Below are 24,548 nucleotides of genomic sequence, written 5' to 3'. Positions count from 1 at the left end.
CAAGGGTGACGGAACCGGTTCCAGGCTGTCACACTGCGGAACGGCCGCGTTTCCGACCGTCCCCGGAGGACCCCCTCGTGCCCGTTGACGACCCATATCGGGATCCCTCGCTGTCCGTCGACGAGCGCGTCGCGGATCTGCTGGCCCGGATGACGCTGCCCGAGAAGGTCGGGCAGATGCTGCAGCTCGACTCTCGTGGTGACCTCAAGGAGGTCGTCACCGGCAAGCTGGCCGGGTCGATCCTGCACACCTCGCCGCGGCGGCTGCTCGAGGCCATCGATCTGGCGGCCGGCACCCGGCTGGGCATCCCGCTGATCACCGCCGAGGACTGCATCCACGGGCACTCGTTCTGGCCCGGCGCGACGATCTTCCCGACCCAGCTCGCGATGGCCGCCACCTGGGACGCCGCGCTGATCGAGCGGATGGCCCGGACGACCGCGGTCGAGGTGTCCGCGACCGGTGTGCACTGGACCTTCTCCCCCGTCCTGTGCATCGCCCGCGACCTGCGCTGGGGCCGGGTCGACGAGACGTTCGGCGAGGACCCGTTCCTGATCGGCGAGCTGGGCGCGGCGATGGTCCGCGGTTACCAGGGCGGCGGCCTCACCGACCCGACCGCGATCCTGGCCACCGCCAAGCACTTCGCCGGCTACTCCGAGACCCAGGGCGGCCGGGACGCCAGCGAGGCCGACATCAGCCGGCGCAAGTTGCGCTCCTGGTTCCTGCCGCCGTTCGAGCGGGTGGCCCGCGAGGGGGTGGCGGTGTTCATGCTGGGCTACCAGTCGATGGACGGCGTGCCGATCACCGCCAACCGCTGGCTGCTCAACGACGTGCTCAAGCAGGAGTGGGGCTTCGCGGGCACGCTGGTCACCGACTGGGACAACGTCGGCCGGATGGTCTGGGAGCAGGGCGTCTGCGCGGACGTCGCGCAGGCCAGCGCGCTGGCGATCAAGGCCGGCAACGACCTGATGATGACCACCCCCGCGGTCTTCGAGGGGGCTCAGGAGGCGGTCGCGCGCGGCCTCCTGACGGAGGACGAGATCGATGAGGCGGTACGCCGCATCCTGCGGCTGAAGTTCCGCCTGGGCCTGTTCGAGAACCCGCGGGCACCGGACGCGACCCGCCAGGCGGCGGTGATCGGCAGCCCCGAGCACACCGAGCTCAACCTCGAGGTGTCCCGCCGCTCGCTGGTGCTGCTGCGCAACGACGGCCTGCTGCCGATCGCGCCGGACACCCGGATCTCCGTGCTCGGCCCGAACGCCGACGACCCGTCCGCCCAGCTCGGCGACTGGGCCGGCGACTCCGGTCAGGTCGACTGGATGCCGGACGGCCAGCCCCGCGAGATGATCGAGACGGTCCTCGACGGCTTCCGCGCGACCGGTGAAAAGGTGACATACTCCCGGGGCGCCGACATCGAGCACCTGGTGCCCGACCCGGACGGCGCGACCTACCCCGACGGCCAGCCCCGCCCGCCGATCTCCCAGGGCGCGCCGGTCGACCCGCAACAGCTGGCCGACGCGGTGGACGAGGCCCGCAACGCCGACGTCGCGGTGGTCGTGGTCGGCGACACCGTCGCGCTCACCGGCGAGAACCGCTCGACCGCCACGCTCGAACTGCAGGGCGGCCAGATCGCGCTGCTGGACGCGGTGGCCGCCACCGGCACCCCGATGGTGGTCGTGCTGATCGCCTCCAAGCCGCTGGTGCTGCCGCCCTCGGCGCTCAGTGCGGCCGCGGTGATCTTCGCGTTCAACCCCGGCATGCGGGGCGGCCGGGCGATCGCCGAGCTGGTGCTGGGCCTGATCGAGCCGTCCGGCCGGCTGCCGCTCTCGGTGCCCCGGCACGTCGGCCAGCAGCCGGTCTACTACAACCAGATCCGCGGCCAGCACGGCCGCCGCTACGCGGACCTCACCCAGGACCCGCAGTTCGTCTTCGGCGAGGGCCTCAGCTACACCACTGTGGACTACGCGGACCTGGCCGTCGCCGAGCCGGAGATCACCCGCGACGGCCTGCTGCGGGCCACCGTGCGGCTCACCAACACCGGCGCCCGGCCGGCGCTGGAGACCGTGCAGGCCTATGTGCACGACGTGGTCACCAGCGTCACCTGGGCCACCCAGGAGCTGAAGGCCTATCGGCAGGTGGTGGTCGAGGCAGGCGCCACGGTCACGGTCGAGCTGGACCTGCCGGCCGTGGACTGCACGCTGGTCACCGCGGACGGCGACCGGGTGGTCGAGCCGGGCGCCTTCGAGCTGCGCGTCGGCCCCAACTCGCGTGACCTGCTGAAAGCGCCGTTCACGATTAAGCCGTGAACGAACGCGACCGCGGGCCGGTGGCCTGACAGAATCGGCCGCGTGCAGAGCCTGCCCGAGGACTTCGACGAGAACGCGCTGGACGCCGCCCTCACCCGGGAGTGGGGCGTGGCGGTCGCGGAGCTGAAGTACGCCCCGGTCGGCTTCGGCAGCCATCACTGGCTGGCCACCGACCCGGCCGGCGGCCGCTGGTTCGTGACCGTGGACGACCTGCGGATCAAGCGGCTCGTCGAGACCGAGCCGCTGGACGCGGTCCACGCCCGGCTCGCCCGGGCGCTGAACACCGCGCGGGCCTTGCGTGACAGCGGCGACCGGTTCGTGGTGGCGCCGGTGCCGACGGCCGGTGGCAGCACCGTCGCCCGGGTCGGCGAGGCCTGGACGGCGGCGCTCTACCCGCATGTCGAGGGCCAGAGTTTCGGCTGGCAGGAATGGGCGGACGGGACGCATCGTCCGGCCGTACTCGACATGATCTTGCGGGTGCACGCCGCACCACCCACCGTGCGTGCCCTGGCCGGTGTGGACGACCTCGCGGTGCCGAACCGCGACGCGGTCGAGGCCGGCCTGGCCGGCGAGCCGGCCGCCGGCGACGGACCCTACGCCGCGCGCACCGCCGCCCTGCTCACCGAGAACGCGGGCCGGCTCACCGCCTGGTTCGCGGACTACGACCGGATGGCCGCGGCGGTCGGGCGCGACCGCGACGTGCTCACCCACGGCGAGCCGCACCCGGGCAACTCGATGCGCACGGCCGACGGCTGGCGGCTGATCGACTGGGACACCGCGCTGGTCGCGCCGCCGGAGCGCGACCTGTGGATGCTCGGCGAGGAGATGGCCCTGGCCTATGAGAACGCGACCGGCACCAGCATGCGGCCGGCCACCATCGAGACCTATCGGCAGTGGTGGGACCGGGCCGATCTCGCGGTCTCGGTGGCCCGTTTCCGCGGACCGCACACCGGTGACGAGGACGACGATTCGAGCTGGGCGATCCTCGAGCGGCTGGTCGGCGGAATCTCGTCGTAACGCACGCCGCCTACGCTCCGCCTCATGGTGGAGGCGGCGCAGCTGCGGGTCCGGACGCTCGGCGACTGCCGCATCGAGTCGCCGCTCGGTGCGCTCGTGGCCCGGCAGGGCACGACCGAGCACTACGTGGACGAGACCGACCGGGTGCTGCTCGACGACACCCTGGCCCTGCAGCACGCCCGGGCGGGCACCGAGCTGCCGTCCTTCGAACCGGGCGGCCCGCGCCGGCGGATCTATTTCGACCCCTCCAAGATCCGGGTCGGCATCGTCACCTGCGGCGGCCTCTGCCCCGGGCTGAACGACGTGATCCGCGGCCTGGTGCTGACCCTGACCAGACAATATGGCGTGACCCGGATCCTCGGCTTCCGCAACGGCTATCAGGGCCTGGTCCCCCGGCACGCGCGCAGCGTGGTCGAGCTGACCCCGGCCAGCGTGGAATACATCAACGAGCACGGCGGCACGATCCTCGGCACCTCGCGCGGCAACCAGGACCCCGAGGAGATCGTCGACACGCTCGATCAGCTCGGCGTCAACATCCTGTTCGTGATCGGCGGCGACGGCTCGATGCGCGGCGCGGCCCGGATCAGTCAGGCGATCGCCGCCCGGGAGCGCCGGATCGCCGTGGTCGGGGTGCCGAAGACGATCGACAACGACATCCCGTTCATCGGGCACAGCTTCGGCTTCCAGACCGCGTTCTCGAAGGCCACCGAGTCGATCCGGGCGGCGCACACCGAGGCCACCGCGCAGCCCGGCGGGATCGGCCTGGTGCAGCTGATGGGCCGGCACTGCGGGTTCATCGCCTGCTATGCCGCGCTGGCCAACAGCGACGCCGACTACGTGCTGATCCCCGAGGTGCCGTTCTCGCTGGACGGGTTCCTGCCGCACCTGCGCGACCGGGTGGTCACCCGCGGGCACGCGCTGGTGGTGGTCGCCGAGGGCGCCGGCCAGGAGCATGTGCGGATGGCCGGCACCGACGCCTCCGGCAACCGCCGGCTGGGCGACTTCGGGGTCTACCTCCGCGCCCGGATCCTGGACGACTTCGCCGGCGCCGGGCAGGAGGTCAACCTCAAATACATCGACCCCTCGTACGTGATCCGCAGCGTCCCCGCCAACCCGTACGACAGCGTCTACTGCCTGCGGCTGGCCCAGGCGGCCGTGCACGCGGCGATGGCCGGGCGCACCGAGCTGGTGGTGGGCAGCTGGCGCGGCCGCTTCGTGCACGTGCCGATCCCGCTGGCGGTGGCCTCCCGCAACCAGGTGGACCCCGAGGGCGACCTGTGGATGTCGGTCCTCGAGGCGACCGGCCAACCTACCGAGTTCGCCGTCCCACGCCGAGTGGCCGCAGCGTGAAGCCGAGCCGCCGGTAGGTCCGCACGGCCGCCTCGTTCCAGTAATCCGCGAACAGCGCCACCCGATCGTGCGCGCGCAGCAGGTCGTTGGTCACGAACGCGCAGAGCGCGGTGGCCAGGGCGCCGCCTCGTGCGGCCGGATGGGTGGCCACCCCGGCGACAAACCCGATCCCGGGTACGGACCACGCCTCGGCGGCCACCAGGCGGGTCACTGCGTCCGGTTCGCCGGCCAGCACCAGCCGGTCGCGCCGGGACAGATCGGGCGCGGCGACCGCGACCGCGTCCGCCGTTCGGAAGGTGCGCGCGCCGTTCTGGTGCGCCCAGACGATGAGGGGATCCTGGTCCAGCACGGGTCCTGTCTACCCAATTCGTGCCGCCCCCCGCTTTCCGGTCCGGCGTGGTCGTCGCCGGATGGCAGCCTCGGCGGCGTGTTCAAGCGATGGTTCCGGCGGCTGGTCGTATCGGGGGCGCTCGCGACCGCGGCCGCAGTGCTGACGATGGCCGCCGGGGCGTTCTGGGTGAAGGCGGCGTCCGCCGGGCACGTGCACGACCTGGCGGACGCGCCCGCCGCGCCGGTCGCGATCGTGCTCGGCGCCGAGGTGTACGCCGGGGACGTCCCGTCCCCCTTCCTCGCCGCCCGCCTCGAGATCGCCCGCCGCCTGTACGAGTCCGGGCAGGTCAAGGCCATCCTGGTGTCCGGCGACCACGCCGAGTGGACGTACAACGAGCCGGGCGGCATGTTTCAGTGGCTGGTCTCGCGGGGCGTCCCGGCCTCCCGGGTGGCGCTCGACCATGCCGGCTTCGACACCTATGACACCTGCGCGCGGGCGCGGGAGATCTTCGGCGTCCGCAAGGCCGTCATCGTCACGCAGAGCTATCACATCGAGCGGGCCGTCGCGCTCTGCCGTCACCTCGGGATCGACACGGACGGTGTCGGCGACGACACCGCGCGGGTCTACACCCAGCCCTGGCTCTCCAGCTCCGGACGCGAGCGGATGGCCGTCGTGAAGGCCGTGACGGACACCGTGTCCGGCCGCGACCCGATCTTCCTCGGCGACCGCGAGACGAGCGTCGACGACGCCCTGCGCTGAATGCACTCGGTATGCATCATCTGACATAGATGACCGTAGACAACTCGTCCCCGGTGGACCAAAGTGTCCGGTATGGCAGACCGGCGAGCCTTCCTCTCCGCCGGCGCCGCGGCAGCCGTCGCGGCGCCCCTGTTCAGCACGTCGGCCGGTGCCGCCCCGCTCGGCGGGGCCGCCGCGACCGCGTCCCCCCGCACCCGCCTGCGGCCGCAGGCGCCGGACCGTGAGCTCAAGACCGTGCTGCGCGAGATCGACCCGCGCCGGATCGAGCGCATCGTGCGCCGGCTGGCCGCGTTCGGCACCCGGCACACACTGTCCACGCAGGACGACCCGATGCGCGGCATCGGCGCGGCCCGCGACTGGATCCACGAGCAGATGCAGTCATATGCGGAGGCCTCCGGCGGCCGGATGACGGTCGAGCTGCAGTCGTTCGTGCAGCCGGTGTCACCGAGAGTGCCGGTGCCGACCACGATCACCAACGTGATCGCCACGCTGCGTGGCACCACCGATCCCGGCCGGGTCTATGTGGTGACCGGTCACTACGACTCCCGCGTGACCGACGTGATGAACGCGACAGCGGACGCCCCCGGTGCCGACGACGACGCCTCCGGCGTGGCCGCGGTGATGGAGATGGCGCGCATCATGGCCACCCGGCGCACCGAGGCGACGATCGTGTTCGCCGCGGTGGCCGGCGAGGAGCAGGGCCTCTACGGCTCCGACCACATGGCCCAGGCCTACCGCGACGCCGGCACCGACATCCAGGCGATGTTCAGCAACGACATCGTCGGCAGCGGCGACGCGCACGACGGCACCCCGCCGGCGAATCGGATGGTCCGGCTCTTCGTCGAGGGCGTGCCCACCTCGGAGACGCCCGCCCAGGCCGCCGTGCGCCAGTCGACCGGCGGGGAAAACGACGGGCCGTCCCGCCAGCTCGGCCGGTTCGCCCGCGACGTGGCGGAAAACCCGGAGACCGGCATGAAGATCCGGGTGGTCTGGCGCCGCGATCGTTACCTGCGCGGCAGCGACCACGTGTCGTTCCTGCGCCGCGGTTACCCGGCGGCCCGCTTCACCGAGCCGCGGGAGAACTTCCGGCTGCAGCACCAGGACGTGCGGGTCGAAGGCGGCGTGCAGTTCGGCGACCTGCCCGAGTTCTGCGACTTCTTCTACATCGCGCGGGTGGCCCGGGTGAATGCGGCGGTGCTGTGGTCGCTGGCCCAGGCGCCGTCCACCCCACGCGGCGTGGTCATCGACACCACCCAGCTCACCAACGCGACGACGCTGCGCTGGCAGGCCGGCGGCGAGGCCGACCTGGCGGGCTACGAGGTGGTGTGGCGCGAGACCACCGACCCGGAGTGGACGCACGGCGCGCTGGTCGGGCTGGTCACCTCCGCCACTGTCGACATCTCCAAGGACAACGTGCAGTTCGGCGTGCGCGCCGTGGACCGCAACGGGCATCGCAGCCCGGTCGCGGCCCCGACACCGTCGTCCTAGGGTTTGTTCAAAACAGACCCTAGGCGGGTTCGAAGGTCGGGTCCGGCGCCGGCTGCCGGATCAGGTCGAGCACCTGGCGGCCCATCGACTCCGGAGTGATCGACGGCCCGAGCTTGGCCAGGAACTCCGGCAGGTCGATGCCCTGCCGGGCCGCATAGGCCGCGGCGCCCGCCTCGCCCAGCGTCGTGGTCGGGCTGAGCCGGGGCAGGATCGCGGTGCAGAGCAGGCCGAGGCCGCGCCGGTCGGACTCGTCCTGCGCGTACCCGGAAATGAATTTGATCGTGGCCTTGGCGCCCGCGTAACCGCCGCCGACCGGGGATCCGCTGATCGCCGCGCCGCTGGACATGACGATGATCCGGGAGCCCGGCGCGAGGGGCAGCTTGAGAGCGGCGCGCACCCACTCGAAGACGTGCCGGGTGTCCACCTCCCAGTTGCGGCTGAAATCCGCCCAGCTCAGATCGTCGATCGGGCCCATCGCCGGGATGGCGCCGGCATTGAGCACCAGGACCTTCGGCAGGTGCTCGGCCAGGATGCGGGCCGCGACGGCCGGGTCGGTGGCATCGAGTCCTTGGGTACGCGAGACGCCCACCACGGACGCACCCGCATCGGAGAGCGCGTCCGCGATGGCACGCCCGAAGCCGCGGCTCGCCCCCGTGACGACCGCGGTGGTGCCGTTCAGTTCAGTCATGCGGGTAGGACTCCCGTGCCGCCCGGAACTCATCGGCGGAAGCGCTACCGTGATCGGATGGCTTACGGCTATTTGGGCACCATGCGCACGGTCCCCGGCAAGCGCGACAACGTGGTCGAGATCCTGACCTCGGGCGTCGACGGGCTGCGTGCCGCCGGCTGCTCGGTCTATTCGGTCAGCGTGCCGGCGGACGACCCCGACCTGATCCAGGTCTACGAGGTCTGGGACAGCAAGGAGAGCCACGACGCGTCCCTCCAGTTGGAGGCGACCCGGGCCGCGATCGCGACCGCGATGCCGATGCTGACCGGCGAGTTCACCAGCGCGGAGACGACCGTGCTGGGCGGGCTCCCGTGAGCCGGCCGCCGTTCCCGGACGGCCTCGCCGACGAGCTCGAGCTGTCCCTGCGCTGGCTCGGCTATCTGCGCGGCGCGGTGCTGTTCAAGGCCGCGGACCTCACCGACGACCAGGCCCGCTGGCGGCCGGACGGCAAGCTGCTCCCGCTGGTCGGCATCGTGAACCACCTGACCGGGGTGGAGGCGCGCTGGATCGACCGCGAGATGCTCGGCCGTGAGGTGGACAAGCCGGACGACGAATACGACCCACCGGACCTGTCGATCGCGGACGCGGTCCGGGCCTACCGGGAACGCGCCGAGGCGACCGACGCGACGGTCCGCAAGATCAACGACCTGTCCACCCCCACCGGGTACGGCCACGGCACCGACCTGCGCTTCGTCCTGTTGCACCTGATCAACGAGACGGCCCGGCACGCGGGTCACGCCGACGCGGTCCGGGAACTGCTCGACGGGCGGGTCGGCGAATGAGAGCCACCTATGCGCACGACGCGACCGTGACGATGGCCGCGGACCAGGACTCGGCGGGACCGGGCGGCGCGGTCACCGTGGCACTCTGCGGCCACTGGGAGCACGAGCCGCCGTGCCCGCTCGCCGCGCATCACACCAGCGCCACCCGGGACGGTGAGCGGGTGAGCGTGCGCATCCTGTTCGCCGCGGTTCCGTCCGACGAGCCGGAGGCCCGTTCCCGCATCGAGTCCGCCCTGGCCGCGGGCACGTTCACCGGCCCGCGCGGCCCGGCCAGGTGGACCCTGCAGTCCTCCGCCCGCAGCGAGGTCCGCCCGGACGAGCGCGCCCACGCCGACCGCCTGGCCGACTGAGGCCACGGAAACCGGGCACCGTCCCCGGGCGGCGGCTGGTTTGATGGTCCGCATGGATTTGTTGATCGCGGTCGCGTGCGGCCTGGCCGGAGTCGGGTTCGCGATGATTCTGTTCAGCGGGCGCAAGAAACCGGACCCCGGTCTCGCCCGGCTGGCGGTCGTCGAGCGCAAGCTCGACCTGATCATCAAGCATCTCGGCATCGTGGAGCCCGCGCTCGACGAGCCCGACGTCGTGCACTACCTGCAGATGGGCCAGAAGATCCAGGCGATCAAGGTCTATCGCGAGCGCACCGGGCTCGGGCTGGCCGAGGCCAAGGCCGCCGTGGACCGGATCGCCGCCGAGCGCGGGCTGGGATGACCGATCCGCGTCTGGCGCACGTCTGCTGGATCGGCGGAGCGCCCGGCGCCGGGAAGTCGACGATCGCCCGCCGGCTGGCCGAGCGGCACGGGCTGAGATATTTCAGCACCGACGACGCGATGCGCGACCACGCCGGGCGGACGACCGCGGCGGACAGCCCCCACCTGCACGCGTTCATGGCGATGGACATGGACGAGCGGTGGGTGACCCGGTCGCCGCGGACGATGCTGGAGACCTTCCACTGGTACCTCGGCGAGGGCTTCGACCTGATCGTCGAGGATCTGCTGGACATGCCCGGCGGTGTCGTCGTGGAGGGCTTCCGGCTGCTGCCGCACCTGGTCGCGCCGCTCAGCGACCGGGCGGTGTGGCTGCTGCCGGCGCCCGAGTTCCGCACCGCGGCCTATGCGAGCCGCGGCACCACCTGGCAGATCCCGGACCGCACCAGCGATCCCCCGCGGGCCCTGGCGAACATGCTCGAACGCGACCGCATGTTCACCGAGCACCTGACCGCCGAGACCGCCCGCCTGGGCGTGCCGGCCATCGAGATCGCTCCCGGCACTCCGGTCGACGCGCTGACCGATCGGGTCGCGGCCGTGCTGCGGCTCTGACTGGACGGGTCTCACTAGACTCCGCGGTCATGACCGGGGGCTGGCATTTCTGGTTCGGCACGTTCACCGGCGTGGTGTTCCTGACGGTGCTCGCGCTGCCGTTGGCGGCGCTGGCGGTGTGGGCTCTGGCCCGCCGTCGCGGCGGGTGGCGGCGGGCGATCGCCGAGGTCGGCATGGTCTATGGCACGGTGCCGTGGGTGTGGATGATCCTGCTGCCGGGCGACGAGGGCCGGGTGCAGCTGGTGCCGTTGCGGGATCTGCTGGAGATCCTCGCCGAGGGGCCGGTCAGCGCGACCGGCCAGATCGTCGGCAACCTGCTGGTGTTCGCGGCGCTGGGGTTCTTCGCCCCGATCCGATTCCCGGCGCTGGCTTCGGTCCCGCGGGTCCTCGCGCTCGGGGCGGTCTGCTCGATCGTGGTCGAGACCGCGCAGTTCGTGCTGCAGCTGGACCGGGTGTCCTCGGTGGACGATGTGCTGATCAACGCGGCCGGTGCGGGGCTGGCCGCGCTGGCGTCTCGTCGCTGGTGGCGTGGCCCGGCACCGGCGTCGCCGGATCCGGATCGTCCGCAACCCGCCGCGGCTCGGCCCTGACCTTGTGCGGGGTCCAGGCGAAGGCCAGCGCGCTGCCGACCAGCCCGAGCACGATGCCCAGCACGAACCCACCGAGGTTCGAGGTGAACCACGACGTCACCGTGAGACCGGCCGCCACCAGTGAATAGAAGACGCGCTGGTCCGGATGGAAGATCAGCAGCAGGCCGCAGAGCAGCAGGACCATCGGCACCAGGTATCCCGCCACGCCCTGCATGCCGACGTGCAGGATCACCGGCAGCGGCGCCCGCACCGTCACCAGGATCTCGGCGCCGGCCAGCGTGACCAGCAGGCCGCCCCAGAACGGGCGGCCACGCAGCCAGTGCGTGGTGGCCATGGTCAGCAGCCGTCGTCGGTGAAGGTCATCCGCAGGTGCGGCAGGGTGAACCGGGAGGCCGTCGTGGCGTAGTTGGTCTGCCGCAGGTTCTCGATGTCGATGGTGTCGGCCTGCTGGCTGAAGACACCTTCGCCGCCCTTGATCGTGCCGCCGTTGGTGCGGTCGCGCACCCTGTCGAGGGTGCTCGCGTCCTGGCCGATGTTGATGTTCCGGAAGTCGGTGTCGCCGCCGATCAGCTCCGAATCGACGACCAGGCTGTCCGCGCGCACCGGGGTGTTCGCGTCGCCCGCGGTGATCTTGAGGTGCATGCCGCCGAGCGCGACACTCTGGCACAACCGGGTCAGTTCGGCCTTGTCGATGGCCGAGACGATGACCACCACCTGACCGCCGGTGTCGCCCTCGTTCGGACTGTCCTCGATCATGTAATCGATCGTTGCGAATTGCTCGAATCCGTCGCCGTGCAAATGCGTCGCGGTGACCGTGAAAGGCATGCCGGAGATCGAGAAATTCGCGGCCATCACGCCTTGAGCGGTGAGCGCGACGAGCACTCCGGTGATCGCCGTGGTGATCGCCAACATGCCGCCGAACCGCTTCCAGCGCACGCCGGGCTCCATTGCAGACATCGCATTCCCCCTCATCAACCCGGCCGCGCCGGGCATCACGAGATCGGTTCACGTCTATGCCGAAGGGCCGAAGTTACCGCTCGGTACGGTCCGGGTCAAGCGGTCGGACAAGCCTGTGCAAGTCGCGCGATGTTACGTGCCGGAAATATTGACGCTCTGTCGGCGGCGGGTCTATAAACCGTCCGGAGTCCCCCAACGGCTCACCACTCCTGACTGAGGAGAAACAGTCATGCGCGCAATCCTCGCCGTCGTCGCAGGCCTGTCCGCCGCACTGATCGGAACCCCCGCCCCGGCCGAGATCAACGTCCTCACCACCGAAAGCGCCGGCGGCCCCAACGTCACGGTCGGCGACGTGCTGACCGCGTCGGTGGCGGCCGGCACCACCGCCGACTTCGCCACCGCGTCCGGCGGCACGACCGGCATCACGTGCGCCGAGTCGGCCTTCACCACCACGGTGGTGGACAACCCGGTCGCGCCCGGCGTGGCCACCGAGTCCACCACGGCGCACACGTTCGCCATCTGCACGTCGAACATCTTCGGGGTCACCCGGGTGAACAGCGTGACGGTGAACAACACCCCGTTCGACACCAAGGTGGACGGCACGACCGGCGCCGTCACGGTCGCCGGCACCGAGGCCGCGCCGATCAAGACCACGCTGAGCCTCGGCACGATCCTCGGCTCGGTCACCTGCGTCTACATCGCGGTCAACGGCTCGATCACCGGCACGGCGTCCAACGCGGACAACTCGATCACGTTCACCGACCAGCCGTTCACCAAGTCGTCCGGCCCGATCACCTGCCCGAGCAGCGGCTTCTTCACCGCGACCTACGCACCGGTGCTGGACACGTCGGTCGAGGGCAGCCCGATCGTCTACACCAACTGACACAGTGGTAGCTCAGCCGTGCATCCAAACCCCGGGTGCACGGCTGAGCTACCACTAAGAAGCTGAGGGGCCCTGGGGTTATCGGGCGAGCGCCGAGATGACCGACATCGCGGGCGCGACCGCCCACACTCCCACGCCGGCCAGCGTGCAGACGGCGGCGGCGATCAGGCGTGGGCGGGCCTTGGCACGAGGGGTGGTGCGGCTACGAACGGTTCAGAAGATCAGGAGTTCGGCCGTCACCCCGAAGAGTGACGGCCGATCAGCCTAGGCTCCGCGCAGCACCGCGCCCGTGCTCGACGCCGCCGACGCCACCGCCGCATCCCGCGCGGCGACCGCCTCCTCGACGGTCAGCGTGCGATCCGGCGCCCGGAACGTCAGCTTGTACGCCAGCGACCGCAGCCCCTCGCCCAGCGACGCCGACTCGTACACGTCGAAGAGCCGGACCGACTCGAGCAGCGAGCCCGCACCGGAGGTCAGCGCCGCCTCCACCGCGGCGGCCGGCACCGACGACGGCACCACCAGCGCCACGTCGATCAACGCCGGCGGGTACGTCGACAGCGCCACCGCCTCCACCACCGGCGGCAGCGGCACGGCGTCGAGGTCGAGCTCCATCGCCGCCACACCCTTGGGCAGCTCGAGCGCGGACAGCACGCCCGGGTGCAGCTCGCCCGCGTGCCCGACGACCTGGTCGTCCACCAGCACCGCCGCGCACCGGCCCGGATGCCAGGGCGCGCGCTCGGCCGCGCGCACCGTGATCCGCGAAGCGGCGATGCCCGCGGCGGACAGCGTGATCCGCGCGGATTCGACCGCGTCCGCCCAGGTGGCCGCGCGCCCGGCGCCCCACCAGCCGGCCGGGTCGAAATCGCCGGTCAGCACGGTGCCGACGTGCCACGGCTGGGCCGGCACGATGGCGTTCGCCGCGACCCACTCCGCGTCGTCCGGCCGCCGGTCCACGCTCAGCACCGGCGGCGCGGTGTCCACCGCACCGGGCTGGAAGACCGAGCCCAGCTCGAAGAGCGCCAGGTCCCGCAGGCCCCGGCCGAGGTTGCGCCGGAGCGTGGCGAGCAGCGGCGGCAGCAGCGACGTGCGCAGCTGCGGCTCCTCCTCGGACAGCGGGTTGGTCAGCCGCACCGCGCTGCGCCGCTCGTCGTCCGCGGCCAGCCCGAACGAGTCGTGCGCCGAGGGTGCGACGAACGGGTAGGACAGCACCTCGACGTAGCCGTTCTCGGCCAGCGCGCGGCCGACCGAACGACGACGCTGCTGGGTGCGGGTCAGCCCGCCGCCGCCGGGCGCCGGCGGCAGCACGCTCGGGATCTCGTTGTAGCCGCCCAGCCGCGCCACCTCCTCCACCAGATCGGCGGGGTCGATCAGGTCGGGCCGCCAGGACGGCGGGGTGACCTCCCAGGTGCCGGACACCGTGCAGCCGACGCGGACCAGGTGGGTCGCCACCTCGTCCGGTGTGTAGGCCAGGCCGATCCGCGCCGCGGGCAGCGCCGGGTCGAGCGCGATCGGCGCCGGCGGCACCACGTGATCGATGTCCAGCACGCGCTCGTCCGCCGTGCCACCGGCGTGCTCGACCAGAAGTTCCACCGCCCGCTGCAACGCGACCAGCGGCAGCTGCGGGTCGACGCCGCGCTCCCAGCGCTTGGCCGCCTCGCTGAACAGCTTGTGCCGCCGGGCGGTGCGGCCGACCATGACCGGGTCCCAGTGCGCGGCCTCGAGCAGCACGTCCACCGTGCCCGGCTGCCAGTCCGAGGTCTCGCCGCCCATCACCGCGGCCAGCGAGATCGGCCCGGAGTCGTCGCAGATCACCATGTCCTCGGCGTCGAGCACCCGCGCGACACCGTCCAGGGTGGTCAGCTTCTCCCCCGGCGTGGCCCGGCGCACGACCAGGCCACCACGCAGCCGGCTCAGGTCGAAGACGTGCATCGGCTGGCCGAGTTCGAGCATCAGGTAGTTGGTGATGTCCACCGGCAGCGAGATGGCCCGGACGCCGCCCGCGATCAGCCGCTGCTGCATCCACACCGGCGACTGCGCATTCGGGTCGATGCCCCGGACCACGCGCGCGGCGAACCGGTCGCAGCCCACGACGTCGTCGATGCGCAGCTCGACCGGAGGCTCGTCGGTGGCGCCGGGGGCAGCCACGAGCGCCGGGTCGGTGTACGCCGACCCGTAGGCATAGGACAGCTCTCGCGCCATGCCGCGCAGGCTCATCTCGTACCCGCGGTCGGGGGTGATCTCGACCTCGACCAGCACGTCGTCGAGCCCCACCACCGGGCGCGCGTCACCGCCCGGCGCGGCGACGCCGGCGGGCAGCACCAGGATGCCGGCGTGATCGTCGCCGATGCCCAGCTCGCGCACCGAGCAGATCATGCCGTTGGAGTTGCGCCCATAGGTCTTGCGCGCACCGATCTGGAAACCGCCGGGCAGCTCGCCACCCGGCAGGATCACCGCGACCAGGTCGCCGACCGCGAAGTTCTGGGCGCCACAGACGATCTCCTGCGGCTCGGGGTTGCCGACGTCGACCCGGCAGAACCGGATCGGCTTCTTGAACCCGGTCAGCTCCTCGATCTCGAGCACCCGCCCGACCACCAGATCACCCTTGACCGTGGCCGCCTGGTCGACGACCGACTCGACCTCCATGCCCAGGTTGGTGAGCGTCTCGTCCAGCTCTGCGGCGGTCAACGAGGCCGGCAGCTCCACATAATCACGAAGCCACGACAGTGACGTCTTCATCGCGTCAGACCTCCATGCCGAACGTACGGGTGAACCGGGTGTCGCCCTCGACCATGTCGCGCATGTCGCTGACCCCGTTGCGGAACATCAGCGTGCGCTCCACGCCCATCCCGAACGCGAAGCCCGAATATCGATCCGGGTCGATGCCACAGGCGATCAACACCCGCGGGTTGACCATGCCGCAGCCACCCCACTCGACCCAGCGCGGGCCGTCGCGGTGCTGCTCGAACCACACGTCGAACTCCCCGGACGGCTCGGTGAACGGGAAGTAGTGCGGCCGCCAGCGGGTCTTCGCCTCCGGCCCGAACATCGCCCGCGCGAAGTGGTCGAGCGTCCCGCGCAGGTGCGCCATCGTGATGCCCTCGTCCACGACCAGGCCCTCGATCTGGTGGAACACCGGGCTGTGCGTCGCGTCCAGCTCGTCCGAGCGGTAGGCCCGCCCCGGGCTGACCACATAGATCGGCGGCTGCCGGGTGAGCATGCTGCGCACCTGCCCCGGCGACGTGTGCGTGCGCATGACCAGGCCCGGCAGGTCGACGTAGAACGTGTCCATCGACCCGCGCACCGCGTTGTCCGGCCCGATGTTGAGCGCGTCGAAGTTCACCCATTCGAGCTCCAGCTCGGGACCCTCGACGATCTCGTAGCCCATCCCGACGAACAGGTCGGACATGTGCTCCATCAGCGTGGTCAGCGGGTGCCGGGCGCCTCGCGGCCGCCGGTCCCAGGGCAGCGTGACGTCGACGCGCTCCTCGACCAGCACCCGGGCGGCGCGTTCCAGCTCCAGCTCGGCGAGCCGCTGGTCGAAGGCGCCCTGGATGGACTGCCGGGCCTCGTTGACGCGCTTGCCGGCGTCGGACTTGGCGGCGGGCGGCAGCGAGCCGATCTCCCGCCGGGCCAGCGAGACGGGCGAACGGTCACCCAGATGCGCCGGCTTCAGCCCGCCGAGCGCATCGAGATCTTCGGCCGCGCCGAAGGCCTTTTCTGCGTCGGCGACGGCGGCCGCCAGCGCCTCGGGGGCGAGCAGGGCGGCCTGCTTCGGATCGTATGGATCGTTGCGGTAAGACATGACGCCGTCGAACTCCCTCAAACCGGATGAACCAAGTGGTGAGTGTACGGACGCACGGCAGGGCCGCAGCCCACCGGTCAGGGGATCGCGCGAGAGGTCAGACCCGGCGCCCGCAACCAGCGGGCCGGGTAAACATTCGACTCTCCATCGCCACGTCGCCAGCTTACCGCGCAGGGCAAGTTCAAATTCTGGATGTCCCAGGTCCGTCGGACTGACGGACCGTCGCTCACGCGGGCACCGGCCGCTTGACGCAGGGCACTTTCGTGGGCACTGGGTCTGGCTCTGCGGGGTGCGTGAATGGTCAGACCCCGCTCAGCCGGAGTGGCTTCGCGAGGTGCCCGGCGATCCGCTCGGCCTCTGCGGTGAGAGCGACCCGGGTTTGCTTGGCGAGGGGCTCGAACGGGATGACCGCGAGGTGCACCTCGCCCTTGTCGACCCGGTGGGTCCAGCGGCCGGCGATGCGCCCGTCGACCAGGACCGTGGGGGCGACGCGGCCGGCCGGGCGGAAGATCTCCGGCAGGTGCCGCAGGGCGATGAAGGGCTCGTCGCGGGCCATCGCGAGGACCCACGGGTCGAAGGCGGGCAGCAGCGTGCCGGACGGCGCGGCGGTCGCTGCGCGCATGTCCGCCAGATCGGCGTCGAGCACCCAGGCCGTGCGGCCGGCGAAGGTCACCGGCACGGCCTCGTCGCCGAGCGAGCGGAGCAGGCTCCGGCCCACCGAGACCCGGGGCGGGCCGACCCACCAGCGGGCGATGGACTCCTCGGTGGCCGGGGCGTAGGCCTCCAGGAAGCGCCGGGTCATCGCCCGCAGCGACTCCGCGGCGGTCGCGGATCGGTCGATCCCGCGGATCCAGCTGTCCGGCGCGGTGAACCGGGCGACGCCGCCGGCCGGCGCGGCGAAGCAGAGCAGGCCGCGAAAGGAAGCCGCCTTGAGGTCCGAGCCCCAGCTGGAACGCACCCAGCCGCCCAGCTCCGCCGACCCGGTGGACCGCTCGACCTCGGCCGCCAGCTCGTTCCGGTCGAGAACGCGACCCCGCAACGCCGGACCCACCGCCGCGCAGATCCGCTCGATCTCCGGGCTGCCGTGGTTGCCGAACTTGCGCATCGTGCCCAGCGCACCGAGCCACATGCCCAGCTCGGCGGCCGGCAGCAGGTGCAGCGTGCCGCGGGCGGCCCACATCTTCACCAGGCTGCGGTCACGCCACAACGCATCGGCGACCGCGGTGCGCGGCACCTGCTCGACCCGCGCCAGCACACTCAGCTCGGCCGACCCCATCACCTGGGCATGCAGCCCACACACCCGCCCGGCCACGTCGGCGGCGGCACCGGTCGCCGGCCGGTCGACCAGCCCGTGCCGCCGCAGCCGCCACGCCAGCGCCTGCTGCCCGCCGATCTCCGGCCCGCGTTCCGTCACCCAGCCGGTTTACCACGAGGCTCATCTCCGCATCGACGGCGCCATCCGCGGCGCGGCCAGCACGAGTGCGACCGCGAGCACCGCGATCACCGCCTGCCCGATGCGACCGGGCGTGATGCCGCCGGCCCGGTCCACGACATAGTTCGCATAGGCGTTGGCCAGAGCGTCGGTCACCAGGACCACGCAACCCAGCACCAGTCCGGCCCGGCGGCGCAATCCCAGCAGAATCGCCGCGACCGGATCCAGCACCGTCAGCGAGACGAAGTAGACGCCGAGCCAGCCCGGCATCGACGGATAGGGGTCGAGCCCCCCGCGAAGCAACTGGACCAGATGCACGGCCGTGCCGTATGCGAAGACCAGAACCGCTACCGCCACCATCACGCGCACGTGCCGGGGCACCCCGGCCCATCGCGAACTCCGCACCGCACCAGTGTGGATCACCACGTCGAGCGTCAGAGGGCGACGACGACGATCCCCGCCGCCGGGGGCGACGGCTCGTCCATGGCCATCAGCGCCGCTCCGGCCTCATCGAGACCGATGATCGAGCCGACCAGCAGGTCCGGGCGCAGCCGGCCGTCCGCGACCATCGCCAGCATCGCCGGATAATCGGCGGCCGCCATCCCATGCGACCCGAACACCTGCAATTCGCGCGCCACCACCAGATCCCACGGCAGCGCGGCCCGGGCGTCGTCGCCCAGCATCAGGCCGACCTGCACGTGCCGCCCACGCCGCCGCAGGCTCCGCACCGCCGCCTCCGCGGTCGCCGCCGACCCCACCGCATCGACTGCCACATCGACGCCGTCCCCGAACGCTTTGCTCTGCTTCCCCAGAGGAAGCACGCCAGCATCGGTCGCCCCCGCACGAAGCGCACCACCCTCCGCGGCCTCCGCAGGTATCCCACCGTCTCCCAACGCCTTGCTCTGCTCCCTCAGAGGAAGCGCGCCACCATCGGTCGCTCCCGTCCGAAGTGCACCACTCTCGGAGGCCTCCGCAGGAAACCCACCGTCCCCCAACGCTTTGCTCTGCTTCCCCAGAGGAAGCACGCCAGCATCGGTCGTCCCTGCAGGGAACGCGCTGTCCCCCAAGGCTTTGCTCTGCTCCCTCTCAGGGAGCGCGCCGCCGTCGGTGGCCCTCGGAGGGGGCGCACCACCACCGGCGGTTTCCGGAGGGAGTGGGTGCTTCCTCTCGGGAAGCAGAGCAAAGGGCGGCTCGACGGCCGTGGCGGCGCCCAGGGCGAGGGCCCGATCGCGGGCCGCGGGCGACGGGTCGACCGCGATCACATGGGCGCCCAGCGCCGCGCCGATCATGACCGCCGACAGGCCGACGCCGCCGCACCCGAAGACCGCCAGCGACTCCCCCTCCGCCAGCCGGGCGTGCGCGGTCAGGGCCCGGAAGGCGGTGGCGAAGCGGCAGCCCAGGGCCGCCGCCGGGACGAAGTCGAGAGTGTCCGGCAGGCGCACCAGGTTGGTGTCGGCGGCGCGCACCGCGACCAGGTCGGCGAACGAGCCGGGATGGGTGAAGCCGGGCTGGGTCTGGTCCGGGCAGACCTGGGCGTCGCCGGCGAGGCAGAACGAGCACCGTCCGCAGCCGTTCACGAACGGGCTGGTCACTCGGTCGCCGATCGCGAAGGAGCGGACCGCCGGGCCGACCGCGGCGACGACTCCGGCAAACTCGTGGCCGGGGATGTGCGGCAGCGGCACCGGGTCGTGGCCGCGCCAGGCGTGCCAGTCCGAGCGGCAGACGCCGGTGGCGCGCACGTCGATGATCGCGCCGTCCGGCGGGCAGGACGGCGCCGGGACGTCCATCAGGGTCGGCGGATCGCCGGGCTGCGCATAGAGGACCGCGCGCATCAGCGCTGGCCACGCGCCGAGGCATAGAGGCACACCGCGGCGGCGGCGGCCAGGTTGAGGCTCTCCGCGCCGCCGTAGATCGGCACCCGCACCCGGGCGTCGGCGGCCTCGAGCAACTCGTCGGAGAGGCCGTGCGCCTCCGAGCCGAACAACCACGCGGTCGGCACCGAGAGCGCGCCGTCGTCGCTGAGTTCGTCGAGGCTCACGTCGCCGTAGCCGGTCGCGGCGAGCACCCACACGCCGGCGTCACGCAGCGCCGACACGACGGCCAGCGGGTCGCGCTGCCGGGCGACGTCCACGGTGAACAGTGACCCGGCGGACGCCCGCACGCACTTGCCGTTGTACGGATCCACGGCCTCGCCGGCGAACACCACTCCCCCGGCGCCCGCGGCGTCGGCGGTGCGCAGGATCGTGCCCGCGTTGCCCGGGTCGCGGATGTCCGCGAGCACCGCCACCAGCCGGCGCTCCACCAGCATGGACAGCGGCACGTCGACCTGCGTGCACACTGCCACGAGACCCTGCGGGTGCACGGTCTCGGAGAGTGCCGACAGCGCTTCCTCGGTCACCGGCGACACCTCGGGCGCGGCCGTCGCCAGCTCGGGGTGACGGTCGAGTGCTGTGTCCGTACCGAAAAGCTCGAGAACGACCCCCGCGGAGAGTGCGGCCGCGACGGCCTGGGGGCCCTCGGCGAGGAATCGGCCGGTCTGGTCGCGGTCGCGCCGGCGCTGCAGGCGACGGGCCGCGACGATCCGCGGGGTCCGGGGCGTGAAAAGGCGCCCTCCGTCAACGAAGGGCGCCTCAGTCACGTGATCAGGCAGCCTGGGCGGCAGCGCCGCCGGTGCCCTCGGCCGCCACCGCGGCCCGCGCGATCTCCACGATCGCGGCGAAGGACGCCGCGTCGTTGACCGCCATGTCGGCGAGGATCTTGCGGTCCACTTCGACGCCGGCCAGGCGCAGGCCCTGGATCAGGCGGTTGTAGGTCATGCCGTTCGCGCGCGACGCGGCGTTGATCCGGGTGATCCACAGCTGGCGGAAATCGCCCTTGCGGTCCCGCCGGTCGCGGTATGCGTACTGCATCGAGTGCAGCATCTGCTCCTTGGCCTTGCGGTACAGCCGTGAGCGCTGCCCACGGTAACCACTGGCGCTCTCGAGCAACGTGCGACGCTTCTTCTGGGCGTTCACAGCCCGCTTGACGCGTGCCATCTATCGACTCCTCACAGGAAAACGGGTCTGGCGCGCGTCAGCGGCCGAGCATCTTCTTAACTCGCTTGGTGTCGGCCTTGGCCACCACAACGGTGCCAGTCATCCGACGTGTCACGTGGGACGACTTGCCCTCGAGCAGGTGGCGCTTTCCGGCCTTCTCGCGGACGATCTTGCCGCTGCCGGTGACCCGCACCCGCTTGCCCATGCCGGTGTGGCTCTTCATCTTCGGCACTTCGAACGCCTCTTTCCGTGCTCCCCGGGGGCCGGGGAGATCTCTACTCTGCGGTGGTGTCGGCCGTGGTCGCGGCCGGTGCGGCCTCGACCACATCGCCCTCGCGGGGCTCGCGGACGTTCGCGCGACTGTGCGCGGCGGCCGCCGAAGCGGTTGCCGCGGCCACCTTCGTGGCCCGGTGCGGTGCCAACACCATGATCATGTTGCGGCCGTCCTGCTTGGGACTGGCCTCGACGAAGCCCAGCTCAGAGATCTCCTCGCTGAGCCGGCGGAGAAGCCGGAAGCCCAGCTCGGGGCGGCTCTGCTCACGACCACGGAACATGATCGTGACCTTGACCTTGTCGCCCGCCTTGAGGAACCGGATGACGTGACCCTTTTTGGTCTCGTAATCGTGCGGGTCGATCTTCGGCCGCAGCTTCATTTCCTTGATGACGGTCTGTTGCTGGTTGCGCCGTGCTTCGCGCGCCTTGAGTGCCGACTCGTACTTGAACTTGCCGAAGTCCATGAGCTTGCACACCGGCGGACGAGCCATCGGTGCCACCTCGACCAGATCCAGATCGACGTCCGCGGCCAGCTGCAGGGCACGCTCGAGCGGGACGATGCCCACCTGCTCACCCTCAGGACCGACCAGTCGGACCTCTCTCGCCCGGATCTGCTCGTTCACGCGTGGTTCGACGCTGATGGGGCCTCCTCAGAACGGGAATCTTGTAACGCCGTCGCCACGATCTGTGTTGACGGCACTGCCAATGTCGGTCGGCCCCGCGTCACCCAAGACTGCGGGCGACGAGGAAAGCAGAAGGCCCCGGCATATGCCAGGGCCCGCTCGACCGGTCATCGGCGCCCCATAGGAGACGCACACCGCCACTGGAATATTCCAGAGCGGTTGACCGGACCCGAAGCTGTGAATCAGCACGGGTGGGAACCAGCGGGCTCCTCTTTCGCGTCTGCGCCCCCGATGATGCTGGAAGAGCGCGGACGTGGTCGACTGCTGGCTATCCTATCAGGCGTTCGCGGCCGCCGAATGAAGGGCCCGGAGTGCGCGAACGCCCTCCACCGCGTAGGCCTTGTCGGCCGCCTGCAACGCGTGGATCGGCACCGTCTCGTCGTCGTGCAGCTCGAGCGACGCCCACGGTGAGTTCCGGTCGAATCGCACCGCCCGCACCACCGACCACGGCAGTTCGTATCCGCCGATCACGTTGCGGATCTTGACGCTCTCCGGGCCGGCCGTCACCCGCGGCCGGGTGAAGGCCAGGATGCCGAGGCCGATCAGGATGCCCAGCCCGATCATGGCGGCCTGGTCGCCGCGCTGGAAGGTGCCGAAGCCGTCGCCGGTGCTGCCGTGCAGGCCGAAGCTGAGACCGGTGAACAGCACCACGACCGCGGCGGCGGCGAGGCCGGCGACCCAGCGGACCCGGCGCGGGCGGTAGGACACGGTGGCGCTCACAGCCGGCAATTCGAGATGTCGGTGACCAGGATGGCGCGGGCGCCCAGGTCGTACAGCTCGTCCATCACCCGGTGCACCGCCTCGCGCTGGACCATCGCCTGCACCGCGACCCAGCCCTCCCGGTGCAGCGGCGACACGGTCGGCGACTCGATCCCGGGAGTCAGCGCGGACGCCTTCTCCAGCAGGTCGGTGCGCACGTCGTAGGCCAGCATCACGAAGCTGCGGGCGACCAGCACGCCCTGCAACCGCCGGATCAGCTGGCCGGCGCGCTCGGCGACGTCCTCCCGCGGGCCGATCAGGATGGCCGACGAGCGCAGCAGCGGCTCGCCCAGCGTGGTCAGCCCGGCCTGGCGCAGCGTGGCGCCGGTCTCCACCACGTCGGCGATCAGGTCGGCGACGCCGAGCCGCACGGCGTTCTCCACCGCGCCGTCGAGCCGCACCACCTCGGCGGTGATGCCCTGCTCGGCGAGATAACGCTCGACCACCCCCGGGTACGCGGTGGCGATCCGCCGCCCGGCGATGGCGTCCGCCGAGTCGATCGACCCGGACGGCGCCGCCCAGCGGAAGGTCGCCCCGCCGAACCGCAGGTCGAGCAGCTCGGTGGCCGGCACGCCGGAGTCCACCAGCAGGTCGCGGCCGGTGATGCCGAGATCGAGATCACCGGTGCCGACATAGGTCGCGATGTCGCGGGGCCGCAGATAGAAGAACTCGACGTCGTTCGCCTCGTCGCGGCAGATCAGGTCTTTCGGGTCGGTGCGCTGGCGGTAACCGGCGTCGCGCAGCATCTGCGACGCCGGTGCGGACAGGGTGCCCTTGTTCGGGATGGCGATGCGCAGCATCAGTGACTCCTGGTCTCTTTGTGTGCGGACAAAAAGGTCAGGTCACAGATGTCGGTAGACGTCCTTCAGCTCGAGCCCGGTGGCGATCATCAGCACCTGGGCCTGGTAGAGCAGCTGGGAGATCTCCTCGGCGGCGCGCTCCGGGCCCTCGTGCTCGGCGGCCATCCAGGACTCCGCCGCCTCCTCGACCACCTTCTTGCCGATGAAGTGCACGCCACGGTCCAGCGCGGCGACCGTGGACGAGCCCGGGTCACGCGCCGCGGCCTTGGCCTGCAGCTCGGCGAACAGCTCTTCGAACGTCTTCACGGGAGCCGATTGTTCCAGCTCATCACATGATGGCGACGGACGGCCCCACCCCTTGTGACGTGCCCTAGGCTGCCCGTCATGGTCAGGAGAAACACCTTCGCCGCGCTGGGGTGCGCGGCCGTCATGCTCGCCGCGCTCAGCGCCTGCGCCCCGGTCGACGAGGGCAGCCCCGGCGCCGGCCCCTCTCCCTCCGCCTCGGCCGACCCCTGCCCGGCCGGCGTGCTCCCCACCAAGGTCGCCGGGAAGCTCACGATCGGCACCGACAACCCGGCGTACGAGCCGTGGTTCAGTGACAACAAGCCGAACAACGGCAAGGGCTTCGAGTCCGCGGTGGCCTACAACGTGGCCGAGCGGCTGGGCTACCCGGCCGCCAACGTGGTCTGGACCCAGGTGCCGTTCAACAACGCCATCGCGCCCGGCCCGAAGGCGTACGACTTCGACATCAACCAGTTCTCCATCACGCCGGAGCGCAAGCAGGCGGTGGACTTCTCGTCGGCGTACTACCTGGTGCGGCAGACGGTGATCACCACCAAGGGCAGCAAGATCGACGGCAGCACCACGATCGCCTCGCTCAAGGAGGCCAAGCTCGGCGCCCAGGTGGGCACGACGAGCCTGCAGGCGATCAACGAGCTGATCAAGCCGAGCACCCAGGCGCAGGTGTTCAACAGCAACGACGACGCCAAGAAGGCGCTGCAGAACGGCCTGGTCGACGGGCTCGTGGTGGACCTGCCGACGGCGTTCTACATGACCGGCGCCGAGCTGGACAACGGCGTGATCGTCGGCCAGCTGCCGCAGGTCGGCGTGCCCGAGCAGTTCGGGCTGGTGCTGGACAAGGACTCCGCGCTGACCGACTGCGTCAAGGACGCGGTCGACGAACTGCGCCAGGACGGCACCCTCGCGGTGCTGGAGAAGACCTGGCTGGCGGGCACGGCCGGGGCGCCCGAACTGCAGTGAC

At 71.4% G+C, this 24,548-nt stretch carries 29 protein-coding genes; 13 read left to right on the top strand and 16 right to left on the bottom strand.

The features are described from left to right. Positions 1-77 precede the first annotated feature (77 nt). Genes ACZ6TI_RS38605 through ACZ6TI_RS38595 form a run of 3 tightly spaced genes read left to right on the top strand, consistent with a single transcriptional unit; the run spans position 78 to position 4,670 of the window. Complete coding sequence (locus ACZ6TI_RS38605; RefSeq protein WP_465350202.1) at positions 78-2,303, top strand: exo-beta-d-1,3/1,6-glucosidase; 2,226 nt, start codon at positions 78-80, stop codon at positions 2,301-2,303. 42 nt (positions 2,304-2,345) lie between these two features. Further along, entirely contained in the window at positions 2,346-3,320 is a 975-nt protein-coding gene (locus ACZ6TI_RS38600; protein ID WP_465350201.1) for a phosphotransferase, read from the top strand. Positions 3,321-3,344: 24 nt separating this feature from the next. Next, positions 3,345-4,670, top strand: a complete 1,326-nt coding sequence (locus tag ACZ6TI_RS38595) for an ATP-dependent 6-phosphofructokinase (protein WP_465350200.1) — start codon at positions 3,345-3,347, stop codon at positions 4,668-4,670. Here ACZ6TI_RS38595 and ACZ6TI_RS38590 read toward each other — a convergent pair. Continuing rightward, positions 4,630-5,019: a GNAT family N-acetyltransferase gene (locus ACZ6TI_RS38590; protein ID WP_465350199.1), complete on the bottom strand. Its 390-nt coding sequence runs from the start codon at positions 5,017-5,019 to the stop codon at positions 4,630-4,632. The genes ACZ6TI_RS38595 and ACZ6TI_RS38590 overlap by 41 nt on opposite strands. 78 nt (positions 5,020-5,097) lie before the next feature. On the opposite strand from ACZ6TI_RS38590, the gene ACZ6TI_RS38585 reads away from it, so the two are divergent. Then, entirely contained in the window at positions 5,098-5,760 is a 663-nt protein-coding gene (locus ACZ6TI_RS38585) for a SanA/YdcF family protein (protein WP_465350198.1), read from the top strand. Positions 5,761-5,832: 72 nt separating this feature from the next. After that, positions 5,833-7,248 (top strand): M20/M25/M40 family metallo-hydrolase, encoded by a 1,416-nt coding sequence (locus ACZ6TI_RS38580; RefSeq protein WP_465350197.1) that lies wholly within the window; start codon positions 5,833-5,835, stop codon positions 7,246-7,248. A gap of 19 nt (positions 7,249-7,267) precedes the next feature. Here ACZ6TI_RS38580 and ACZ6TI_RS38575 read toward each other — a convergent pair whose 3' ends face one another. Beyond that, entirely contained in the window at positions 7,268-7,936 is a 669-nt protein-coding gene (locus ACZ6TI_RS38575) for an SDR family oxidoreductase (protein ID WP_465350196.1), read from the bottom strand. Between the two features lie 57 nt (positions 7,937-7,993). Between ACZ6TI_RS38575 and ACZ6TI_RS38570 the strand changes: the two genes are divergently transcribed. From ACZ6TI_RS38570 to ACZ6TI_RS38545, 6 genes are read left to right on the top strand one after another with little or no spacing between them, the layout of a single operon-like run. Continuing rightward, positions 7,994-8,290: a putative quinol monooxygenase gene (locus ACZ6TI_RS38570; RefSeq protein WP_465350195.1), complete on the top strand. Its 297-nt coding sequence runs from the start codon at positions 7,994-7,996 to the stop codon at positions 8,288-8,290. Further along, positions 8,287-8,757: a mycothiol transferase gene (locus ACZ6TI_RS38565; RefSeq protein WP_465350194.1), complete on the top strand. Its 471-nt coding sequence runs from the start codon at positions 8,287-8,289 to the stop codon at positions 8,755-8,757. The genes ACZ6TI_RS38570 and ACZ6TI_RS38565 overlap by 4 nt, the downstream gene beginning before the upstream one ends. Next, complete coding sequence (locus ACZ6TI_RS38560) at positions 8,754-9,107, top strand: hypothetical protein (protein ID WP_465350193.1); 354 nt, start codon at positions 8,754-8,756, stop codon at positions 9,105-9,107. Before ACZ6TI_RS38565 ends, ACZ6TI_RS38560 begins: the two co-directional genes overlap by 4 nt. A 52-nt stretch (positions 9,108-9,159) precedes the next feature. Continuing rightward, positions 9,160-9,465 carry a ribosomal protein L7/L12 gene (locus ACZ6TI_RS38555; protein WP_465350192.1) on the top strand — a complete coding sequence of 102 codons (306 nt, stop codon included), beginning with the start codon at positions 9,160-9,162 and terminating at the stop codon, positions 9,463-9,465. Continuing rightward, entirely contained in the window at positions 9,462-10,073 is a 612-nt protein-coding gene (locus tag ACZ6TI_RS38550; protein WP_465350191.1) for an AAA family ATPase, read from the top strand. The genes ACZ6TI_RS38555 and ACZ6TI_RS38550 overlap by 4 nt, the downstream gene beginning before the upstream one ends. Before the next feature lie 29 nt (positions 10,074-10,102). Further along, positions 10,103-10,663 carry a VanZ family protein gene (locus ACZ6TI_RS38545; protein WP_465350190.1) on the top strand — a complete coding sequence of 187 codons (561 nt, stop codon included), beginning with the start codon at positions 10,103-10,105 and terminating at the stop codon, positions 10,661-10,663. Here ACZ6TI_RS38545 and ACZ6TI_RS38540 read toward each other — a convergent pair. Together ACZ6TI_RS38540 and ACZ6TI_RS38535 are read right to left on the bottom strand one after the other, a co-directional pair. Continuing rightward, positions 10,551-10,997: a DUF6114 domain-containing protein gene (locus ACZ6TI_RS38540; protein WP_465350189.1), complete on the bottom strand. Its 447-nt coding sequence runs from the start codon at positions 10,995-10,997 to the stop codon at positions 10,551-10,553. The genes ACZ6TI_RS38545 and ACZ6TI_RS38540 overlap by 113 nt on opposite strands. 2 nt (positions 10,998-10,999) lie before the next feature. Continuing rightward, on the bottom strand, positions 11,000-11,656 hold the full coding sequence (locus ACZ6TI_RS38535) for a DUF6230 family protein (protein ID WP_465350188.1): 657 nt from the start codon (positions 11,654-11,656) through the stop codon (positions 11,000-11,002). Positions 11,657-11,849: 193 nt separating this feature from the next. On the opposite strand from ACZ6TI_RS38535, the gene ACZ6TI_RS38530 reads away from it, so the two are divergent. Beyond that, positions 11,850-12,503, top strand: a complete 654-nt coding sequence (locus ACZ6TI_RS38530) for a Tat pathway signal sequence domain protein (protein ID WP_465350187.1) — start codon at positions 11,850-11,852, stop codon at positions 12,501-12,503. Between the two features lie 264 nt (positions 12,504-12,767). Here ACZ6TI_RS38530 and pheT read toward each other — a convergent pair whose 3' ends face one another. From pheT to ACZ6TI_RS38470, 12 genes are all read right to left on the bottom strand, one after another. Then, positions 12,768-15,239 carry a phenylalanine--tRNA ligase subunit beta gene (gene pheT / locus ACZ6TI_RS38525; protein WP_465350186.1) on the bottom strand — a complete coding sequence of 824 codons (2,472 nt, stop codon included), beginning with the start codon at positions 15,237-15,239 and terminating at the stop codon, positions 12,768-12,770. 4 nt (positions 15,240-15,243) lie between these two features. Beyond that, positions 15,244-16,305 carry a phenylalanine--tRNA ligase subunit alpha gene (locus ACZ6TI_RS38520; protein WP_465350185.1) on the bottom strand — a complete coding sequence of 354 codons (1,062 nt, stop codon included), beginning with the start codon at positions 16,303-16,305 and terminating at the stop codon, positions 15,244-15,246. 301 nt (positions 16,306-16,606) lie between these two features. Beyond that, positions 16,607-17,719, bottom strand: coding sequence for a winged helix DNA-binding domain-containing protein (locus ACZ6TI_RS38515; RefSeq protein WP_465350184.1), 1,113 nt, complete (start codon positions 17,717-17,719; stop codon positions 16,607-16,609). 21 nt (positions 17,720-17,740) lie between these two features. After that, positions 17,741-18,142 (bottom strand): hypothetical protein, encoded by a 402-nt coding sequence (locus ACZ6TI_RS38510; RefSeq protein ID WP_465350183.1) that lies wholly within the window; start codon positions 18,140-18,142, stop codon positions 17,741-17,743. Between the two features lie 29 nt (positions 18,143-18,171). Continuing rightward, positions 18,172-19,569 (bottom strand): alcohol dehydrogenase catalytic domain-containing protein, encoded by a 1,398-nt coding sequence (locus ACZ6TI_RS38505; protein ID WP_465350182.1) that lies wholly within the window; start codon positions 19,567-19,569, stop codon positions 18,172-18,174. Further along, on the bottom strand, positions 19,569-20,375 hold the full coding sequence (locus ACZ6TI_RS38500) for a TrmH family RNA methyltransferase (protein WP_465350181.1): 807 nt from the start codon (positions 20,373-20,375) through the stop codon (positions 19,569-19,571). Before ACZ6TI_RS38500 ends, ACZ6TI_RS38505 begins: the two co-directional genes overlap by 1 nt. A 4-nt stretch (positions 20,376-20,379) precedes the next feature. Then, the gene (gene rplT, locus ACZ6TI_RS38495; protein ID WP_465350180.1) at positions 20,380-20,772 is read right to left on the bottom strand and encodes a 50S ribosomal protein L20; all 393 of its coding nucleotides are present in this window, start codon (positions 20,770-20,772) and stop codon (positions 20,380-20,382) included. Positions 20,773-20,809: 37 nt separating this feature from the next. After that, on the bottom strand, positions 20,810-21,004 hold the full coding sequence (gene rpmI / locus ACZ6TI_RS38490; protein ID WP_465350179.1) for a 50S ribosomal protein L35: 195 nt from the start codon (positions 21,002-21,004) through the stop codon (positions 20,810-20,812). A 43-nt stretch (positions 21,005-21,047) separates the two neighbouring features. Then, positions 21,048-21,668 (bottom strand): translation initiation factor IF-3, encoded by a 621-nt coding sequence (infC, locus tag ACZ6TI_RS38485; protein ID WP_465350178.1) that lies wholly within the window; start codon positions 21,666-21,668, stop codon positions 21,048-21,050. Positions 21,669-22,004: 336 nt separating this feature from the next. Next, a complete protein-coding gene (locus ACZ6TI_RS38480; RefSeq protein WP_465350177.1) occupies positions 22,005-22,448 on the bottom strand; it encodes a PH domain-containing protein in 444 nt (147 codons plus the stop codon). Continuing rightward, positions 22,445-23,287 (bottom strand): ATP phosphoribosyltransferase, encoded by an 843-nt coding sequence (gene hisG, locus ACZ6TI_RS38475; RefSeq protein ID WP_465350176.1) that lies wholly within the window; start codon positions 23,285-23,287, stop codon positions 22,445-22,447. Before hisG ends, ACZ6TI_RS38480 begins: the two co-directional genes overlap by 4 nt. Before the next feature lie 42 nt (positions 23,288-23,329). Continuing rightward, entirely contained in the window at positions 23,330-23,593 is a 264-nt protein-coding gene (locus tag ACZ6TI_RS38470) for a phosphoribosyl-ATP diphosphatase (protein WP_465350175.1), read from the bottom strand. Between the two features lie 78 nt (positions 23,594-23,671). On the opposite strand from ACZ6TI_RS38470, the gene ACZ6TI_RS38465 reads away from it, so the two are divergent. Next, a complete protein-coding gene (locus ACZ6TI_RS38465) occupies positions 23,672-24,547 on the top strand; it encodes an ABC transporter substrate-binding protein (protein ID WP_465350174.1) in 876 nt (291 codons plus the stop codon). Position 24,548 lies beyond the last annotated feature (1 nt).

This window comes from Actinoplanes sp. NPDC051388 (assembly GCF_055586225.1).
Note: the sequence above shows the minus strand (reverse complement) of the source record. Positions and strands in the feature narration are given on the sequence as shown.

Excerpts from the sequence above, each read along its gene's own strand:
- ACZ6TI_RS38595 (WP_465350200.1), top strand. The coding sequence starts at position 3,345 with ATGGTGGAGGCGGCGCAGCTGCGGGTCCGGACGCTCGGCGACTGCCGC.
- ACZ6TI_RS38580 (WP_465350197.1), top strand. The coding sequence starts at position 5,833 with ATGGCAGACCGGCGAGCCTTCCTCTCCGCCGGCGCCGCGGCAGCCGTC.
- ACZ6TI_RS38575 (WP_465350196.1), bottom strand. The coding sequence starts at position 7,936 with ATGACTGAACTGAACGGCACCACCGCGGTCGTCACGGGGGCGAGCCGC.
- ACZ6TI_RS38570 (WP_465350195.1), top strand. The coding sequence starts at position 7,994 with ATGGCTTACGGCTATTTGGGCACCATGCGCACGGTCCCCGGCAAGCGC.
- ACZ6TI_RS38560 (WP_465350193.1), top strand. The coding sequence starts at position 8,754 with ATGAGAGCCACCTATGCGCACGACGCGACCGTGACGATGGCCGCGGAC.
- ACZ6TI_RS38555 (WP_465350192.1), top strand. The coding sequence starts at position 9,160 with ATGGATTTGTTGATCGCGGTCGCGTGCGGCCTGGCCGGAGTCGGGTTC.
- ACZ6TI_RS38550 (WP_465350191.1), top strand. The coding sequence starts at position 9,462 with ATGACCGATCCGCGTCTGGCGCACGTCTGCTGGATCGGCGGAGCGCCC.
- ACZ6TI_RS38545 (WP_465350190.1), top strand. The coding sequence starts at position 10,103 with ATGACCGGGGGCTGGCATTTCTGGTTCGGCACGTTCACCGGCGTGGTG.
- ACZ6TI_RS38540 (WP_465350189.1), bottom strand. The coding sequence starts at position 10,997 with ATGGCCACCACGCACTGGCTGCGTGGCCGCCCGTTCTGGGGCGGCCTG.
- ACZ6TI_RS38535 (WP_465350188.1), bottom strand. The coding sequence starts at position 11,656 with ATGCCCGGCGCGGCCGGGTTGATGAGGGGGAATGCGATGTCTGCAATG.
- ACZ6TI_RS38530 (WP_465350187.1), top strand. The coding sequence starts at position 11,850 with ATGCGCGCAATCCTCGCCGTCGTCGCAGGCCTGTCCGCCGCACTGATC.
- pheT (WP_465350186.1), bottom strand. The coding sequence starts at position 15,239 with ATGAAGACGTCACTGTCGTGGCTTCGTGATTATGTGGAGCTGCCGGCC.
- ACZ6TI_RS38520 (WP_465350185.1), bottom strand. The coding sequence starts at position 16,305 with ATGTCTTACCGCAACGATCCATACGATCCGAAGCAGGCCGCCCTGCTC.
- ACZ6TI_RS38505 (WP_465350182.1), bottom strand. The coding sequence starts at position 19,569 with ATGCGCGCGGTCCTCTATGCGCAGCCCGGCGATCCGCCGACCCTGATG.
- rplT (WP_465350180.1), bottom strand. The coding sequence starts at position 20,772 with ATGGCACGCGTCAAGCGGGCTGTGAACGCCCAGAAGAAGCGTCGCACG.
- hisG (WP_465350176.1), bottom strand. The coding sequence starts at position 23,287 with ATGCTGCGCATCGCCATCCCGAACAAGGGCACCCTGTCCGCACCGGCG.
- ACZ6TI_RS38465 (WP_465350174.1), top strand. The coding sequence starts at position 23,672 with ATGGTCAGGAGAAACACCTTCGCCGCGCTGGGGTGCGCGGCCGTCATG.